Raw genomic sequence first — 15911 nt, 5'->3', positions numbered from 1 at the left:
ATCGTCCGCGCATCCCACGGAGATCCGAGCAGAGATGGAACACTATCAATCGTCGCAAATTCGCACCCTGAGCTACATCGAGAACGAAGACCATCCGGTCTTCGGCACCCTCGTCGAGCAGATCCTGCACCTGCTGAACTCCAAGCTGATTTTCAGCGACATCCTGATTCACCAGAACAGCCCGCTGATGCTGCGCCAGCCGAAAGGCCTGGTCGCGGTGAGCGACTCGCCGATCACGCGCGAGGAGTTGCAGGAATTCTTCGAGGTGGTGGAGCCGAACTGGGCCGAACGCATCCAGGAGCGCGCCTTCGACCGCGCGGTGGACCTGCACACGGCCCGCATCCGCGCCAACTGCTTCAGCTTCCAGGGCCGCAAGCGGCTCGGCTGCGTGATCCGCCGCTTCCCGAAGGAACCGATGCCGCTGGCCAAGCTGGGCCTGGGCAAGCATGAGCAGAACTTCGCCCGCCTCACCAGCGGCCTGGTGCTGATCATCGGCGACACCTGCCAGGGCAAGTCGACCACCATCGCCTCGATGCTCGATGAAATCAACAAGCACCGTTCCGGCCATATCATCACGATTGAAGATCCGGTCGAGACGCTGATTCCGCAGCGCCAGTGCGTGATCACGCAGCGCGAGGTGGGGGCGGACGGCGACGTCGAGAGCTTCTACCTCGGCGCGCTGGATGCGCTGCGCGAGCGTCCGGACGTGATCGTCATCGGCGAAATCCGCGACGCGCAGACGGCGCAGGAGGCGCTGGCGCTGGCCGAAGCGGGCCCGCTGGTGCTGGCCTCGCTGCACGCGCGCTCTACCGAGCTGGGCTTGCAGAAGATGCTGCGCCTGCTGGGCAACACCGAAGCACAGGCGCAGGCGCTGGCGCACGCGCTGCGCGGCGTGCTGTGCCAGGCGCTGCTGCCGGCGGTCAATGGCGAGCGCTATTACCTGGCCACCGAGTGCCTGACCAACAATCCGCAAGTGACCGAGATGATCGCCAACGGCCAGATTGCCAATCTGCGCATCTGGATGGAAGACAAGCCGGGCGAGGGCTGCCACACCATGAACACCTCGCTGCACGCGCTGCTCGACGCCGGCAAGATCGCGGTCGATGATGCGCGCAACGCCACCACCGACCGCATCGGCTTCGTCGCCTAATCGAGCGGCACGGCCCGGTAGCGATTGACGTCGGTGCCGCTGACCGGCGGCGCGTTGTTGCCCCAGGCGCTGCGCAGGTAGGAGACCACCTGCGCCACTTCCATGTCATTCAACGCGTGACTGAACGGCGGCATGCTGTACGGCCGCGGATTGCCCGCGGTGCCGGGCGCGAAGCCGCCGTTGAGCACGATGCGGATCGGATTGACCGCGCTTTCCATGGTTAATGCCTGGTTGCCTGCCAGCGGCGGGTAGGCCGGCGTCTGACCGGTGCCGCCGGCGCCATGGCAATCGACACAGTGTTTCTCATACAGCCGGGCGCCGGCCTTCAGGAAGGCGGTCGCCTCGGGATCGGTGTCGCGCTCGAAGGGCTTCGGTGGCGCGGCCGGCGGCAGCGCTTTCAGGTAGACGGCGATGGCGTTGATGTCGCCGTCGTCCAGGTATTGCAGGCTTTGCCGCACCACTTCCGCCATCGGGCCGAACACGGTGGCGCGCGGCGAGGTGCCGGTTTTCAGCAGTGCCGCCAGATGCGCCTGTTGCCAGTCGCCGCGTGCGTTCAACGCGGGGGCGTACCAGCCCTGGGCCGGGATCATGCCACCGGACAGGCTTTCGCCCGCCGATGCGCCGAGCGGATTGCGCGCGCTATGGCAGGCGCTGCAATGACCGAGGCCTTGCACCAGGTAGGCGCCACGGTTCCATGCGACGGACTGGCCGGTTTCCTCGCGGAACACGGCGGGTTTGAAGTACAGGCCGCGCCAGACCGCCAGCGAGATTTGCAGGTTGTAGGGGAAGCGTAGCTGGTGCGGTTGATTCGGCTGGTTCACCGCCGGCACCGACTGGAAGTATGCGTACAGCGCGTCGGCGTCGTCGCGGTTGATGCGGGTGTAGTTGGTGTACGGGAAGGCCGGATAGAGCAGGCGGCCGTCGCGCGATTTGCCGTTGTGCAGGGCACGCCAGAAGTCGTCCGCGCTCCACATGCCGATGCCGGTACCGCGGTCGGACGTGAGGTTGGGCGAGATCACCGCGCCGAACGGCGTTTGCAGCGCGCGGCCGCCGGCGTAGGCCTGGCCGCCGCGGGTGGTGTGGCAGGCCAGACAGTCGCCGGCCTTGGCCAGATAGGCGCCCCGGGCGACGCGCTCGGCCGATGTCAGCGTGGCGGTTCGGGTGGCCGGCGGGCCGATGTCGTCGATTTGCCAGAACAGCCAGACGGCCGCGGCGGCGGCGCTGACCAACACAGCGGCGAGCAGGGTATAAACGATTTTCTTCATTGCGCGCCTCCGGCCGGCACGCTGCCGCAACGGATGGGCAACGGTGCGGGCAGGCTGCTGGCGGGGCGGGCGTCGGCGTCCGGCGCTTGTCTGCCGAGCCAGGCGGAAACGGCGGCGACGTCTTCCACGCTGAGGCGGGCGGCGATGTCGGCCATGCAGTCGGGCGCGGCGGCACGGCGGCTGTGGTTTTTCCAGTTGCCGAACTGGGCGTTGATGTAATCGCTGGGCAGACCCAGCAGCCCGGGAATCGCCGGCGCCACGCCGTTCAGCGCCGTGCCGTGACAGCTGACGCAGGCGGGAATCTTCCTGCCGGCATCGCCTTGCCGCACCAGCACCTCGCCGCGCTCCAGTTGGGCCGCCGACGCGGTGGCGCCGCTGCCGGCGGTGGCGGTGGCATAGGGGGGATGCTGGCCGGCGAAGTAGTCGGCGATCTCGCGCAGGTAGGCGTCGGGCAGATGCGCCACCATGTAGTTCATCATTGGATATTGCCGATGGCCGTTTTGGAAATTGCGCAGCTGGTTGTACAGATAGCCGGCCGGTTTGCCGGCGATGCGCGGGAAGTAGGCGTCGCCGTGCTCCTTCACGCCATGGCAGGACAGGCAGGCGGCGATGCGCTGCTCCAGGGTGTCCGGCGGCGCGGCGGACGCCATCGATGCGACGCTCAGCGCGGCGGCAAGGCCCAATGCATGAAATAACCGCATACCCCTCCTTGTGCAAGGCGGCGCATGGCGGCCGCGTGACTAGGATATACCGTTTTTTGGCGGTTTTGGCAACTTCACCGGTTTCAGCGGCGGCAGCGTGTTGCCCAGGCCGATCCAGTGACGGTAGACCCGCAACGCTACTTGCGCGTCGTCGGCGGCGTACAGAATCTGCTTTTCGCTCAGGCGCGGCAGCGCCCAGTTGGTGACGGAAATCTTTTTCGATTTTTGCAGCGCGAGGCCGAAGAACTTGGCCACCGCCGTCTTGGCGCCGAGGTCGTTGCGCTGACCCGGCGTGCGCAGCACCACCGACATGTCGACCACGCCGGCGGCACGGATGTCGAGCTTGGCGTGCACGCGCTTGACGTCGTCCGCCAGGCCGAAGCCGATTTTCAGCGGCAAGGGGCGTTCCAGCACGGCCAGCAGCAGGGCGCGGATGTGCGGTTCGGGGCTGTCGCCGATTTGCAGCAGCCAGGCCTTTTTGTCGGTGGCGAACTGGATCAGGTGCGGCCCGGTCGAGGTTTCGCCGCGGGTGAAGGTGGGCTTGGATTCGGTGTCGAAGCCGATGGCGTCGCACACCAGCAGGGCCTCGCGCGCGGCGCTGGCCTGCTCCAGTGTGACCACCATGTGAACGTCGGCGCGGTCGATGCCGAAGTAGGGCGGCAGAGGGTCTGCCGCCGCTGCCGGCACAGGCTGGTGGTCCAACTCAGCCCTTTTTCGAGAACTTCGCGGCCAGCTGGTTCAGCTTGTCGGCGTGCACGCGCGCGGCTTCTTCCGCCGCCTTGGCGTCGCGTTCGGCCTTCTTGCGTTCCGCTTCCTTCTTGTAGCGTTCCTGCAGCACCTGGGTGGCGTGGGCGCGATGGGTGTCGGTCACTTCCGCGCCCGGCTTGCCGTCCAGATCGTGGCGAAGCTTGGCCTTTTCCATGACTTTCAGGTAGCGCAGCGAGCCGGTGTGGATGCCCAGCGCGGTGCGCATGGTCTTGCGATCCAGGTCCGGCATCACGGCCAGCAGCTGTTTATCGATACCGATCGCCAGCGGCAGAAAGTCGCGGAAAGCGGGGAATTGGGTTTGCAGTTGTTTCAGCAGGCTGCGCGGGGTTGGGGCGGCAGCCGTCGGTGTGGCGGCAGCGGCGGCTGGCTCGGCTACCGGTGGCTGGGGGGTAAGACTATTGTTCATCGACTTCATAGGTTAAGCAACAACCGTCAGCATAGCATGCGGCCCAGCGGATTGCAGTGCATTTTAGGCCACTGTATCGAATTGCCTAGGCTTAGGATGGGGTTAAAACGACGCGTGGGCGTGCGCTGGGTGCCTAAAATGTGTATAATGCTCGACGCACTACTGCAGTAAGGTGTGGTTCAGCTTGGAACAGGATGCGATTCGGATGGTCTGACCAAGGGCGTTTGCCCTTCTCATTTGCCCTTCTCATTCTTCCCTGAAAAGAGAAACAAGCCCGTGGCTGGAAGCGGGCTTTTTTTATTCCGCAGAAAATCGTCAACTAAATTACAACATTTTCGCCCATGCGCACCGTTCGCGGTCGGCGCGGGGTCCGCTTTTTTGTAATTTCTGGCGAATACGCATTGAGAGATTTTAATGACAAAACCGAAAACTTTAACGTTGTCCGTCAAAAAGCCCACCCGCGCAAGCGCCGCGCCGCTGGTCGTGCCGAAGACGACTCTGTCCTATGTCATCGATAATGAAGAGGCAGCGAGCAAAGTTACGGTAGTCAAGAAGAAAACCCGCTTGAGCGCCACCGCCGACGCCGCACAAGCCGAGGTGCCGGTGGCCGACGCCAATGACGACGTCAAAGTGGCCAAGGCGACGCGCAAGAGCGCGGCCGCCACGGCGCTGGACGCCGACGCGCCGGCCGTGAGCGTCAAGGCGGCGCCGAAGTCGAAACTGGTCAAGGTGGCCAAGGTCGACGTGGCGCCGGCCGGCGCCATCGCCGGCGCGCCGGCGGTCAACCAGGTGACCGACGCCGCCGCGCTGGCGTCGATCGACACCTCGGGCTATCTGCTGCCGGGCGTCAAGGTGCCGGGCCGCCGCGGCCGCAAGCCGTCCGAATTCACCCCGGAAAACGATGAAGTCGCCGCGCTGAACGCGGTCGAGCGCGCCGAACTGAAAGCGGTGTCGAAGGCGCGCGAGCGCAAGGCCAAGGGCATCGACACGCTCGGCATCGATCCGAAAGCGTCCGCCGAGGAGCTGGAAAAGCGCCGCGCCCAGATCAAGAACCTGATCAACATGGGCAAGGAGCGCGGTTTCCTGACCTACGCCGAGATCAATGACCAGCTGCCGGAAAACATCATCGATCCGGAGGCGATTGAAGGCATCATCGCCACCTTCAACGACATGGGTATCGCCATCTACGAGCGCGCGCCGGATGCCGAGGCGCTGCTGCTGAGCGACAACGTGGCCACCGTGACCTCGGACGACGAGGTCGAGGCGGCCGCCGCCACGGCGCTGTCGACGGTCGACTCCGACTTCGGCCGCACCACCGACCCGGTCCGCATGTACATGCGTGAGATGGGCGCCGTGGCGCTGCTGACCCGCGAGGGCGAGATCGAGATCGCCAAGCGCATCGAAGGCGGCTTGAAGGACATGATCCAGGCGATTTCCGCCTGCCCGACCACCATCGCCGAGATTCTGGCGCTGGCCGACAAGATCGGCGCCGACGAGATGAAGATCGACGACGTGGTCGACGGCTTTGTCGATCCGAACGAATCGGCCCCGGCGCCGGCCGTGAGCGCCGCCGCCGACGACGAGGACGACGAGGATGAGGACGACGTCGAGGAAGAAGACGGCGACGCCGCCGGCGGCGCCGCCGGCTACTCGACCGAGCAACTGGCGCAGCTGAAAATCGCCGCGCTGGACAAGTTCGCCTTCATCTCGGCCCAGTTCGAGAAAATGCGCAAGGCCAGCGGCGGCTACGGCTCCAAGGCCTACGTCGCGGCGCAGGAAGCCATTTCGGCCGAGCTGCTGGGCATCCGCTTCACCGCCAAGGTGGTCGAGAAGCTGTGCGACACGCTGCGCGGCCAGATGGAAGAAGTGCGCTCGATCGAGCGCGCCGTGCTGGACCTGTGCGTCAACCGCTGCGGCATGCCGCGCGCCCACTTCATCAAGGTCTTCCCGGGCAATGAGACCGACCTGGACTGGGTGGACGGCGAAGTCGACGCCGGCTATCCGTACAGCACCGTGCTGGGCCGTAACGTGCCGGCGGTGAAGGAACTGCAGCGCAAGATGATCGACCTGCAGGTGCGCGTGGCGCTGCCGCTGGCCGACCTGCGCAAGATCAACAAGCAGATGGCCGCCGGCGAGAAGCGCGCCCGCCAGGCCAAGCGCGAAATGACCGTGGCCAACTTGCGTCTGGTGATCTCGATCGCCAAGAAGTACATCAACCGCGGCCTGCAATTCCTCGATCTGATCCAGGAGGGCAATATCGGCCTGCTGAAGGCGGTCGACAAGTTCGAATACCGTCGCGGCTACAAGTTCTCGACCTATGCGACCTGGTGGATCCGTCAGGCCATCACCCGTTCGATCGCCGACATGGCGCGCACCATCCGCGTGCCGGTGCACATGATCGAGACGATCAACAAGATGAACCGCATCTCGCGTCAGATCATGCAGGAAACCGGCAGCGAGCCGGACCTGGCGACGCTGGCGCTGAAGATGGAAATGCCGGAGAACAAAGTCCGCGAAATCATGAAGATCGCCAAAGAGCCGATCTCGATGGAAACGCCGATGGGCGAGGACGGCGATTCGCAGCTGGGCGACTTCATCGAAGACAACACCACGCTGGCGCCGCTGGACGCCGCGTTGCACGCCTCGATGCGCAACGTCATCAAGGAAGTGCTGGACTCGCTGACCCCGCGCGAGGCCAAGGTGCTGCGCATGCGCTACGGCGTCGAAATGTCGAACGACCACACGCTGGAAGAAGTGGGCAAGCAGTTCGACGTGACCCGCGAGCGTATCCGCCAGATCGAAGCCAAGGCGATGAGCAAGCTGCGCCAGCCATCGCGTTCGGACAAGCTGAAAACGTTCCTGACACAAAACTAAGCTTGCGCGAGCAAACAAGAGGGGAGGCACGGTGCCTCCCTTTTTTTTCGCCGTGCTACTATCCTTTTGAGGAGGACGGTGCGATGAATCAACTGCAGGGAAGTTGTTTGTGTGGTGGCGTGCGCTACAGGGCGGCGCTGCCGGTGTCTCACGCCAGCCATTGCTACTGCACCATGTGCCAGAAGCAGCACGGCGCCGCTGCGGGATCATACGCCAACGTGGCCAGCGCCGGCTTCGCCATCGAGCAGGGCGCGCACCTGATCACCGACACCAAACCTGCCTGGCTGCCGCACGCATGAGCAAGCGCTGGCTTGCCCTGGCGTTGGCGGTTGCCGCCCTGCGGACGCCGGCGGCGGACACCTGTGGCGGCTTCCCGCGTCTGGATGTCAGCACGCCACGCGGGATGTGCGCGGCGGTGCTGGCCGACGGCTTCAAGTTTCCGCGTGGCATACAGCCGTTGCCGAATGGCGACCTGGTGGTGGTCGACATGCGCAACTGGGAGCCCAATCGCGGCAGCGTCTGGCGTCTGAAGCTGGTGGATGGTCGCTATCAGCGCGACCAACTGTTAAACCGGCTCGACCGGCCGAATGGTATTGTGCTTGGTCCGGATGGCATGCTCTACGTTGGATTGGTTCACCGCGTCATCCGCTTCCATCCGGACCACCCGGACAAGGTGGAGGACGTGATTGGCGACCTGCCCGGTGTCGGCCGCCACTTGCTGACCACCATGCGCTTCGATGCGCGCGGCGACTTGTTCGTCAATGTCGGCTCCGCCAGCGATCATTGCGAAGGCAAGGACGGCAAGGCGCCGGCGCCCACGCAACCATGCGCCGAGGCGGAGGGACCGCAAGCGCTGGGTGTGATCCGCCAATACAAAATGGTGCAGGGGAAGGCCGTCGGCTGGGAAAACTATGCGACCGGTTTGCGCAACTCGCAGGCGATGGCCATCCACCCGGTCAGCGGCGCCCTGTGGCAGGCCGACAATGCCCGCGATTTCATCCAGGCCGCCATGCCTGGCCTGGCGAATGACAATGAGCTGCCGCACGATGAGCTGAACCTGATCCAGCGCGGTGCCAACTATGGCTGGCCTTACTGCTACGACGATAACCGCGCCAGTCCCGAATATCCGCACGCCAATTGCAAACCGTACGCGTTGCCGAAACGGCTGTTGCCGGCCCATGCCGCGCCGCTGGGCATGACCTTCTACACCGGCGACAAGTTTTCCGCCTACAAGCATAGCCTGATTATCGGTTTCCACGGTTACCGCGAGCATGGCCACCGCCTGGTCGCCATTCTGCCGGACCGCAATGGCGCGCCGCTCGGCAAGATGTATGAGCTGATCGGCGACTGGGGCCCCAAGGACAAGCAGGCGATGGGTGCGCCGGTCGATGTCAAGCAAGGCGCCGACGGCTATATCTATTTGGTGGAAGACCGTACCGGCCGCGTCGTGCGGCTGCAGGCCGATAAGTAAAACGCCCCGGCGAGCGGGGCGTTGGGGGGATTAGCCGGTGTTGCGCAAGCCGGCCGCGACGCCGTTGATCGACAGGTGGATGCCGCGATGGACGCGTTCGTCGGCCTTGCTCTCGGCCGACAGCGCGCGGTGGCGCTTGATCAGTTCAACCTGCAAGTGGTTCAGCGGATCGAGGTAGGCGAAGCGATTCTGGATCGAGCGCGCCAGCAAGGGGTTGCCGGCCAGGCGCTCGTCGGCGCCGGTGATGCTTTCCAGGATGTTGATGGTGTCCGAGTGCTCTTCGGTGATGCGTTTGAAGATGCGCTCGCGCAGTGCCTTGTCCTGCACCAGTTCGGCATAGCGCGAGGCGATCGCCAGGTCGGTCTTGGCCAGCACCATGTCCATATTCGACAGCAGCGTGGCGAACAGCGGCCAGTGCTTGAACATCGCTTGCAGCTGCGCCAGCCGCTCGTCGCGGTCGCCGTCGGCCAGCCAGCCGCCGATGGCGCTGGCGAAACCGTACCAGCCCGGCAGCAGCAAGCGGCACTGGCCCCACGAGAAGCCCCACGGAATCGCGCGCAGGTCTTCGATCCGCTTGGTCGATTTGCGCGAGGCCGGGCGCGAACCCAGGTTCAGCTCGGCGATCTCGGCGATCGGCGTGGCGGTGAAGAAGTAGTCGGTGAAGCCCGGGGTTTCATAGACCAGGTTGCGGTAGGCCTGGTAGGCGCGGTCCGAAATCTCGGCCATGATGGCCTCGAACTGGCGCAATTGACTGCGGTCGGCCTCGTCTTCCGACAAGGGCATCAGGCTCGCCTCCAGCGTGGCGGCGACCAGCAGTTCCAGGTTGCGGCGGCCGATGTCCTTGTTGGAGAACTTCGACGCGATGATTTCGCCCTGTTCGGTCAGGCGGATCTGGCCGTTGACGGTGCCGTGCGGCTGCGCCAGGATGGCGTCGTACGACGGGCCGCCGCCACGGCCGACGGTGCCGCCGCGGCCATGGAACAGGCGTAGCTTGACGCCGGCCTTCTCGAACACCTTAACCAGGTTGGTCTCGGCCTTGTACAGCTCCCAGTTGGAGGTGAGGAAGCCGCCGTCCTTGTTAGAGTCGGAATAGCCCAGCATCACTTCCTGGATCTGGCCCTGCTTGGCGATCAGTTGCTTGACCAGCGGAATCGCCATCACCGCTGCCATGATGCCGGCCGCGCGTTGCAGGTCGGGAATGGTTTCGAACAGCGGGATCACCATCAGGTCCAGCTCGGGTCCGGCCTCACCGGCGGCCAGGCGCAGCAGGCCCAGCTCTTTTTGCAGCAGCAGCACTTCCAGCAGGTCGGACACGGTCTCGGTGTGCGAGATGATGTAGTTGCGGATCGCCCGCGCGCCGTAGCGGGCGCGGATCTCGCGCGCGGCGCGCAGCACGCCCAGTTCCGAGACCGTCTCGGCCGAGTAGCTGACATACGGCGAATTGAGCAGGCGCGGCTGCGACAGCTCGCTCAGCAGCAGCTTCACCTTGGCGTCCTCGTCCAGCGCGGCGTAGTTGGCCTGCACGCCGGCGGTGGCGAACAGCTCGGCCAGCACGCGCTCGTGGATGTCCGACGACTGGCGCATGTCCAGCGAGGCCAGGTGGAAGCCGAAGATGTCGGCGGCGCGCTTCAGCGTGGCCAGGCGCGGCTGCACCAGCATGCCGCCGTGGTTGGCGTTGAGCGAATCGATCAGCACTTGCAGGTCGGCCGAGAACGCGGCGGCGTCGGCATACGGCTCGGCATGGCCGACTTCCTTGCGCAGGATGTTGGTGGCGCCCAGCGCGCGCGCGGTCGAGGCCAGGCGCGCGTAGATGCCGATCAGCGCGCGGCGGTACGGTTCGTCGGCGCGGTGGTCGGAGGTGTCCGGCGACTGGTCGGCCAGCGCCTGCAGTTCCGGCGTGCAGGCGATCATCAAGGTCGAGATCGACAGTTCGGCGCCCAGCGCGTGCGCTTCCTCTAAATAGAAGTCGAGGATGGTGGTGGCCTGGCGCGTCAGCGCGTGCGACATGGTGTCGCCGTTGACGTTGGGATTGCCGTCGCGGTCGCCGCCGATCCAGCTGCCCATCTGTACGTAGGGGGCGTCGATCGGCGCGTGGCCGGCCGCCGGCGCGCCGTAGTGGTGGGCGATGTCCTGCTCGATGTCATCGTACAAGCCCGGCAGTTCGCGCAGGAAGGTGATGCGGTAGTAGGACAGGGCGTTCTCGATTTCGTCGGCCACGGTCAGCTTGGTGTAGCGCAGCATGCGGGTCTGCCACAGCGTGGCGATGCGCGCGCGCAGCAGGTGCAGGTTGGCGGCGGTTTCCTTTGGTGTCAGCGGCAGGTCGCGTTCGGCCAGCAGGCGCGCGATGTCGTGTTCGGCGTCGAGGATGGATTTGCGTTGCACCTCGGTCGGGTGGGCGGTCAGTACCGGCGCGATCAAGGCTTGCTGGAAGAAGCTTGATACGGTCTGGTGCGCAACGCCGGCTTGCTTCAGCTTGCACAGCGCGTAGTTGACGCTGCCTTGCTGCGGCGCCGAGCCGGCCAGCAGGTGGGCGCGGCGGCGGCGGATGTGGTGCTGGTCTTCGGCGATATTGGCCAGGTGCGAGAAGTAGGAAAAGGCGCGTACCACCGAAATGGTTTGTTCCTTGGTCAGGATCTTCAGCATGCCGTCCAGTTCCTTGGCGGCGCCGGCGTCGGCCTCGCGGCGGAAGCGCACGGCGGTCTGACGGATGGTTTCGACCACGGCGTAGACTTCCTCGCCTTCCTGGTCGCGCAGCACGTCGCCCAGCAGGCGGCCGAGCAGGCGAATGTCTTCTTTCAGAGGGGCATCCTTATCGGCGCCCGGTTGTTTAGCAGTTGCTTCGTTGAATGCACTAGATTGATTTGCCATGTGTTAAGCCACAAAGAGTGAAAATATCGGTGCAAGGGCTCTTAACCCGGTTTTGCAAAGTGAGCATGCTAAAATTTGTGATCTTAAACATGCGCGTGGTACTGGCTTGTGCCGGTAAGCGTCAGCTACAGCGAAAGAACTGGTTTTGAAAACATCCGAAGCGGGCTCCATGGACCCTCAGAATCCCCCCTCCAGACTGGTGATCGCCTCGCGCGAGTCGCGGCTGGCCATGTGGCAAGCCGAGCACGTACGCGATCGCTTGGCATTATTATATCCCCAGTGCGATGTCAAAATTCTTGGAATGACGACCCGTGGCGATCAAATTCTGGATCGCACCCTGTCCAAGGTGGGCGGCAAGGGACTGTTTGTCAAAGAGTTGGAAGTGGCCATGGCCGAGGGCCGCGCCGACCTGGCGGTGCACTCGCTCAAGGACGTGCCGATGACGCTGCCCGAAGGCTTCGCGCTGGCGGCCGTGCTGGAGCGCGAGGACCCGCGCGACGCCTTCGTCTCCAACGATTACGCCTCGCTCGACGCGCTGCCGGCCGGCGCCGTCATCGGCACCAGCAGCCTGCGCCGCCAGGCGCTGATCGCCGCGCGCTACCCGCATCTGGTGATCAAGCCGCTGCGTGGCAACCTGGACACCCGCCTGGGCAAACTGGACCGTGGCGATTACGCCGCCATCATCCTCGCCGCCGCCGGCCTCAAACGCCTGGGCCTGCCGCAACGGATACGCGCGCTGCTGTCGCCCGAGTCCAGCCTGCCGGCCGCCGGCCAGGGCGCGATGGCCATCGAGATCGCCGAACGCAGCGACGGCCTCGACCTGATGGCCATCCTGGCGCCACTCAATCACACCGCCACCGCGCGGGCGGTCACCGCCGAGCGCAAGGTGTCGCAAGTGTTCGGCGGCAGCTGCCAGGTGCCGCTGGCCGCCTTCGCCACCGTCGACGGCGACGCCATGCATTTGCGCGCCATGGTCGCCACGCCGGACGGCTTGCGCGTGGCCAGCGCCGAAGTGCGCGGCGCCGCGTCCGCGCCCGAGGCGCTGGGCGCCCAGGTGGCCGAACTGCTGCGTGCCCAGGACGCCGAGGACATCCTGGCGTCGTGCCTGAGCGAAGCGGCGCAGGCCGAGGCCGACGCCCGTTCGGCCACGCTGACCGGCGCGGGCACGCCGGGCGCGTGATCCGCGGATGAGCGGCGCCGTCGTCATCACCCGTCCGCTGGCGCAAGCCCAGGCGCTGGCCGACCGTGTGGCCGCGCTGGGCCGTCGCGTGGAAATCCTGCCGTTGCTGGAGATCGCGCCGCTGCCCGACCAAGGTCCGTTGCGGGCCGCGCTGGCGCGGCTCGATCACTACCGGCTGGTGGCCTTCGTCTCGCCGAACGCCATCGACGCCGCCTTCGCCCATATTGCGCAATGGCCGGCCGGCGTGACGGCGGCCGTGGTGGGCGAGGGCAGCCGCGCCGCGCTGGCGGCACGCGGCGTGCCGCGCATCATCAGCCCGGCCGACAGCGCCCACAGCGATTCCGAACACCTGCTGCAAACGCTGGACCTGACGGCCCTGAACGGCCAGCCGGTGCTGATCATCCGCGGCGAAAGCGGGCGCGAGTTGATGGCCGACGGCTTGCGCGCGGCCGGCGCGCTGGTCGATGTGGTGCCGGCCTACCGCCGCTCGGTGCCGGCGCTGACGCCGGCGCTGGCGGACCGGCTGCGGGCCTTGCTGGCGCAGCCCAACGACTGGATCATCACCAGTTCCGAGGCGTTGCGTGGGCTATGCCACCTTCTGGCAAAAGTGGACTTGCAGCAAGCCGACGCGATGCCGCACAATAGCGTTGTAGCTATGCAACAACAGCATTTGATCGTGCCACATGCCCGAATTGCCGAGACGGCAACCAATTTAGGATTTTCCAAGCTGACGCTCACAGGATCAGGCGACGAACGCCTGCTGGCCGCGTTACAATCACGCCTATGAACGATTTGCCTACATTACCCGACCCAGCCGTCTCGTCCGCCAAGGCCGCCGAGACCCCGCCTGCGCCACCGCCGTCGCAGCCTGAACAGAGCTTGCTCGAGACCTTGCAGCAGCCGCAAGTGCTGCTGGCCGGCATCGCCATGCTGGTGATCATGCTGGCCGCCCAGACCTGGTCGTCGCACGCGCGCGTCACCAAGCTGCGCGAGGAAATGGCGACCCGTCTGCAGAAGGGCGACGCGAGCAACGCCGACACCGGCAACCTGGTGCGCAACGTGCAGGAGAGCACCAAGGAACTGCAAACCAAGGTGGCGCTGCTGGAAAGCAAGCAACTGGAGGCGCAGAGCCAGCAACTGGCGCTGGAGCAGCTGTACCAGGACCTGTCGAAGAACCGCGACGAGTGGGCGCTGACCGAGATCGAACAAGTGCTGTCGACCGCGTCGCAGCAGCTGCAACTGGCCGGCAACGTGTCGGGCGCGCTGATCGCGCTGCAAAACGCCGACCGCAGCCTGTCGCGCTCGGACAAGCCGCAATTCATCACCATCCGCCGCGCCATCGCGCGCGACACCGACAAGCTGAAAGCGCTGCCGAGCGTGGACTCGGTCGGCGTCGCGCTGCGCCTGGACAACGCCATTGCCCAGATCGACACGCTGCCGATGCTGTCGGACGAAAAGCCGACGCTGCCGGCGCCGCCGGACAAGAAAGCCAAACCGGCCAAGGTCGCGCACGACAAGCTGGGCAAGCCGGTCAAGGCCGAGGCCGAGGCGCCGGCCACCAGCCCATGGCTGCAATCGCTGCAGGACGGCTGGACCGGCTGGAGCACCGAGATGTGGACCGACGTGCGCCAGCTGATCCGGGTGCGCAACGTGGATACGCCGGAAGCGCTGATGATGTCGCCGACGCAAGCCTACTTCATGCGCGAAAACCTGAAGCTGCGCCTGCTGAACGCGCGCATGGCGCTGCTGTCGCGTAACGAGGGCGCCTTCCGCGCCGACCTGATCGCCGCGCAGGACGCGCTGAACAAGTATTTCGACACCCGCGCGCGCGCCACCCAGACCGTGCAGGTGCTGCTGCGTCAAGTGCAGGGCAGCAATCTGGCGATTGAGATGCCGACGCTGTCGGACAGCCTGAACGCCGTGCGCAACTACAAAGCGAAGCCATAACCATGCGTTTATTTCTCTGGCTAGTCGCCCTGATGGCCGCCGCCATCGGTATTGCCGTGACGGCGCGCTTTAATCCTGGCAATGTGGTGCTGTTCTACCCGCCGTACCGTGTTGACTTGTCGCTCAACTTCTTCATCGTGCTGGAGGTGGCGCTGTTCGCCTTCCTGTACCTCGTGATCCGCGCCTTCCGGGCGACGGTCAAGATGCCGGTCAAGGTGGCCGCGTACCGTCAGCAAAAGCGCGAGCGCGAAGGCAACAAAGGCCTGCGCGAAGCGCTGAAGGCGCTGTTCGAGGGCCGCTTCGGCCACGCCGAAAAAGCCGCGCTGCGCGCCGCCGAGCTGAGCGAGAACGCCGGCGTGGCCGCGCTGATCGGCGCCCGCGCCGCGCACCGCATGCGCCAGGCGGCGCGCCGCGACCAATGGCTCAACAAGCTGGTCGACGACAACGCCATGAAAACCGCGCGCCTGATGACGATGACCGAACTGCTGGTCGACGACCACCAGCCGGAAGCGGCGCTGGACGCGGTGCGCGAACTCAACGCCAGCGGCACGCGCCACATCCACGCGTTGCAGATGTCGCTCAAAGCGCAGCAGCAGGCCAAGAACTGGCCGGAAGTGCTGCGCCTGGTGCGGTCGCTGGACAAGCACCGCGCGCTGCATCCGGCCTTGTCGTCGCGCCTGCGCGAGCTGGCCTACGACGACCTGCTGTCGGACGCCAGCCACGACGCCGAATCGCTACTGCGGGTATGGTCGACGGTGCCGACGGCCGACCGCATCAAGCCCTACATCGCCTGCCGCGCGGCGACCGCGCTGAACGCCCGTGGCCTGCACGACGAAGCGCGCCGCGTCGCCGAGGAATCGCTGGCCGCCGACTGGGACGAGCGGGTGGTGCGCACCTACCGCGAAGCCGCCGCCCCGGCCGGCTCGGCGGCGTTGCTGCTGCAGATCGAGCATTGCGAAGCGTGGGCCAACACCCGCCCGACCGACGCCGAACTGGCGCTGACGCTGGGTTCCCTGTGCCTGAAACAAAAGCTGTGGGGCAAAGCGCAGCGCTACCTGGAGCAGGCGCTGTCGGACGCGTCCGATTCGCGCATGGTGCGCGAATCCCACCTCAAGCTGGCGCAGTTGCACGAAGCGCTGGGCCAGGAAGAAGACGCCGCCAACCACTACCGCCAGTGCGCGCTGGCCACCATCCTCTAAAAAAACGGTGTCAGGTCTGACATTCGCACACGGCCTCAACTGCGGAGCAGTTGAGGCCGTGTGCGAATGTCAGACCTGACAC

At 65.7% G+C, this 15911-nt stretch carries 13 protein-coding genes; 8 read left to right on the top strand and 5 right to left on the bottom strand.

Features of this window, described 5'->3' with window-relative positions:
- Nucleotides 1–34: 34 nt before the first annotated feature.
- Nucleotides 35–1150, top strand: coding sequence for a type IV pilus twitching motility protein PilT (locus GTP44_RS14885; protein WP_161020041.1), 1116 nt, complete (start codon nucleotides 35–37; stop codon nucleotides 1148–1150).
- Here the strand turns inward: GTP44_RS14885 and GTP44_RS14880 are convergent.
- The 4 genes from GTP44_RS14880 to GTP44_RS14865 form a co-directional block, all read right to left on the bottom strand.
- Nucleotides 1147–2415, bottom strand: coding sequence for a cytochrome c (locus tag GTP44_RS14880; RefSeq protein WP_161020040.1), 1269 nt, complete (start codon nucleotides 2413–2415; stop codon nucleotides 1147–1149). The two genes, GTP44_RS14885 and GTP44_RS14880, sit on opposite strands and share 4 nt — an antisense overlap.
- Complete coding sequence (locus GTP44_RS14875) at nucleotides 2412–3116, bottom strand: c-type cytochrome (protein ID WP_161020039.1); 705 nt, start codon at nucleotides 3114–3116, stop codon at nucleotides 2412–2414. The genes GTP44_RS14880 and GTP44_RS14875 overlap by 4 nt, the downstream gene beginning before the upstream one ends.
- A gap of 39 nt (nucleotides 3117–3155) precedes the next feature.
- Nucleotides 3156–3740, bottom strand: a complete 585-nt coding sequence (locus GTP44_RS14870) for a 3'-5' exonuclease (RefSeq protein ID WP_161020118.1) — start codon at nucleotides 3738–3740, stop codon at nucleotides 3156–3158.
- 79 nt (nucleotides 3741–3819) lie between these two features.
- Nucleotides 3820–4299: a ProQ/FINO family protein gene (locus GTP44_RS14865; RefSeq protein ID WP_160992451.1), complete on the bottom strand. Its 480-nt coding sequence runs from the start codon at nucleotides 4297–4299 to the stop codon at nucleotides 3820–3822.
- A gap of 405 nt (nucleotides 4300–4704) precedes the next feature.
- Between GTP44_RS14865 and rpoD the strand changes: the two genes are divergently transcribed.
- The 3 genes from rpoD (at nucleotide 4705) to GTP44_RS14850 (ending at nucleotide 8635) form a co-directional block, all read left to right on the top strand.
- A complete protein-coding gene (gene rpoD, locus GTP44_RS14860) occupies nucleotides 4705–7164 on the top strand; it encodes an RNA polymerase sigma factor RpoD (RefSeq protein WP_161020038.1) in 2460 nt (819 codons plus the stop codon).
- An 83-nt stretch (nucleotides 7165–7247) separates the two neighbouring features.
- Nucleotides 7248–7463, top strand: coding sequence for a GFA family protein (locus tag GTP44_RS14855; protein WP_161020037.1), 216 nt, complete (start codon nucleotides 7248–7250; stop codon nucleotides 7461–7463).
- The gene (locus GTP44_RS14850; RefSeq protein WP_161020036.1) at nucleotides 7460–8635 is read left to right on the top strand and encodes a PQQ-dependent sugar dehydrogenase; all 1176 of its coding nucleotides are present in this window, start codon (nucleotides 7460–7462) and stop codon (nucleotides 8633–8635) included. The genes GTP44_RS14855 and GTP44_RS14850 overlap by 4 nt, the downstream gene beginning before the upstream one ends.
- A gap of 30 nt (nucleotides 8636–8665) precedes the next feature.
- Here the strand turns inward: GTP44_RS14850 and ppc are convergent, their stop codons facing one another.
- A complete protein-coding gene (gene ppc / locus GTP44_RS14845; protein WP_161020035.1) occupies nucleotides 8666–11503 on the bottom strand; it encodes a phosphoenolpyruvate carboxylase in 2838 nt (945 codons plus the stop codon).
- A 169-nt stretch (nucleotides 11504–11672) separates the two neighbouring features.
- Between ppc and hemC the strand changes: the two genes are divergently transcribed.
- From hemC to GTP44_RS14825, 4 genes are read left to right on the top strand one after another with little or no spacing between them, the layout of a single operon-like run.
- Nucleotides 11673–12683, top strand: coding sequence for a hydroxymethylbilane synthase (gene hemC / locus GTP44_RS14840; protein WP_161020034.1), 1011 nt, complete (start codon nucleotides 11673–11675; stop codon nucleotides 12681–12683).
- Between the two features lie 7 nt (nucleotides 12684–12690).
- Nucleotides 12691–13470 (top strand): uroporphyrinogen-III synthase, encoded by a 780-nt coding sequence (locus GTP44_RS14835; protein WP_161020033.1) that lies wholly within the window; start codon nucleotides 12691–12693, stop codon nucleotides 13468–13470.
- Nucleotides 13467–14630 (top strand): uroporphyrinogen-III C-methyltransferase, encoded by a 1164-nt coding sequence (locus tag GTP44_RS14830; protein ID WP_161020032.1) that lies wholly within the window; start codon nucleotides 13467–13469, stop codon nucleotides 14628–14630. The genes GTP44_RS14835 and GTP44_RS14830 overlap by 4 nt, the downstream gene beginning before the upstream one ends.
- Nucleotides 14631–14632: 2 nt before the next feature.
- A complete protein-coding gene (locus tag GTP44_RS14825) occupies nucleotides 14633–15829 on the top strand; it encodes a heme biosynthesis protein HemY (protein ID WP_160992459.1) in 1197 nt (398 codons plus the stop codon).
- Nucleotides 15830–15911: the final 82 nt, after the last annotated feature.

This window comes from Duganella lactea, assembly GCF_009857505.1.
Lineage (GTDB): Bacteria > Pseudomonadota > Gammaproteobacteria > Burkholderiales > Burkholderiaceae_D > Rugamonas > Rugamonas lactea.
Note: the sequence above shows the minus strand (reverse complement) of the source record. Positions and strands in the feature narration are given on the sequence as shown.

What these genes read in the sequence shown, in the direction of transcription:
- GTP44_RS14885 (WP_161020041.1), top strand. Translation starts at nt 35, where the DNA reads ATGGAACACTATCAATCGTCGCAAATTCGCACCCTGAGCTACATCGAG.
- GTP44_RS14880 (WP_161020040.1), bottom strand. Translation starts at nt 2,415, where the DNA reads ATGAAGAAAATCGTTTATACCCTGCTCGCCGCTGTGTTGGTCAGCGCC.
- GTP44_RS14875 (WP_161020039.1), bottom strand. Translation starts at nt 3,116, where the DNA reads ATGCGGTTATTTCATGCATTGGGCCTTGCCGCCGCGCTGAGCGTCGCA.
- GTP44_RS14870 (WP_161020118.1), bottom strand. Translation starts at nt 3,740, where the DNA reads ATGGTGGTCACACTGGAGCAGGCCAGCGCCGCGCGCGAGGCCCTGCTG.
- GTP44_RS14865 (WP_160992451.1), bottom strand. Translation starts at nt 4,299, where the DNA reads ATGAAGTCGATGAACAATAGTCTTACCCCCCAGCCACCGGTAGCCGAG.
- rpoD (WP_161020038.1), top strand. Translation starts at nt 4,705, where the DNA reads ATGACAAAACCGAAAACTTTAACGTTGTCCGTCAAAAAGCCCACCCGC.
- GTP44_RS14855 (WP_161020037.1), top strand. Translation starts at nt 7,248, where the DNA reads ATGAATCAACTGCAGGGAAGTTGTTTGTGTGGTGGCGTGCGCTACAGG.
- GTP44_RS14850 (WP_161020036.1), top strand. Translation starts at nt 7,460, where the DNA reads ATGAGCAAGCGCTGGCTTGCCCTGGCGTTGGCGGTTGCCGCCCTGCGG.
- ppc (WP_161020035.1), bottom strand. Translation starts at nt 11,503, where the DNA reads ATGGCAAATCAATCTAGTGCATTCAACGAAGCAACTGCTAAACAACCG.
- hemC (WP_161020034.1), top strand. Translation starts at nt 11,673, where the DNA reads ATGGACCCTCAGAATCCCCCCTCCAGACTGGTGATCGCCTCGCGCGAG.
- GTP44_RS14835 (WP_161020033.1), top strand. Translation starts at nt 12,691, where the DNA reads ATGAGCGGCGCCGTCGTCATCACCCGTCCGCTGGCGCAAGCCCAGGCG.
- GTP44_RS14830 (WP_161020032.1), top strand. Translation starts at nt 13,467, where the DNA reads ATGAACGATTTGCCTACATTACCCGACCCAGCCGTCTCGTCCGCCAAG.
- GTP44_RS14825 (WP_160992459.1), top strand. Translation starts at nt 14,633, where the DNA reads ATGCGTTTATTTCTCTGGCTAGTCGCCCTGATGGCCGCCGCCATCGGT.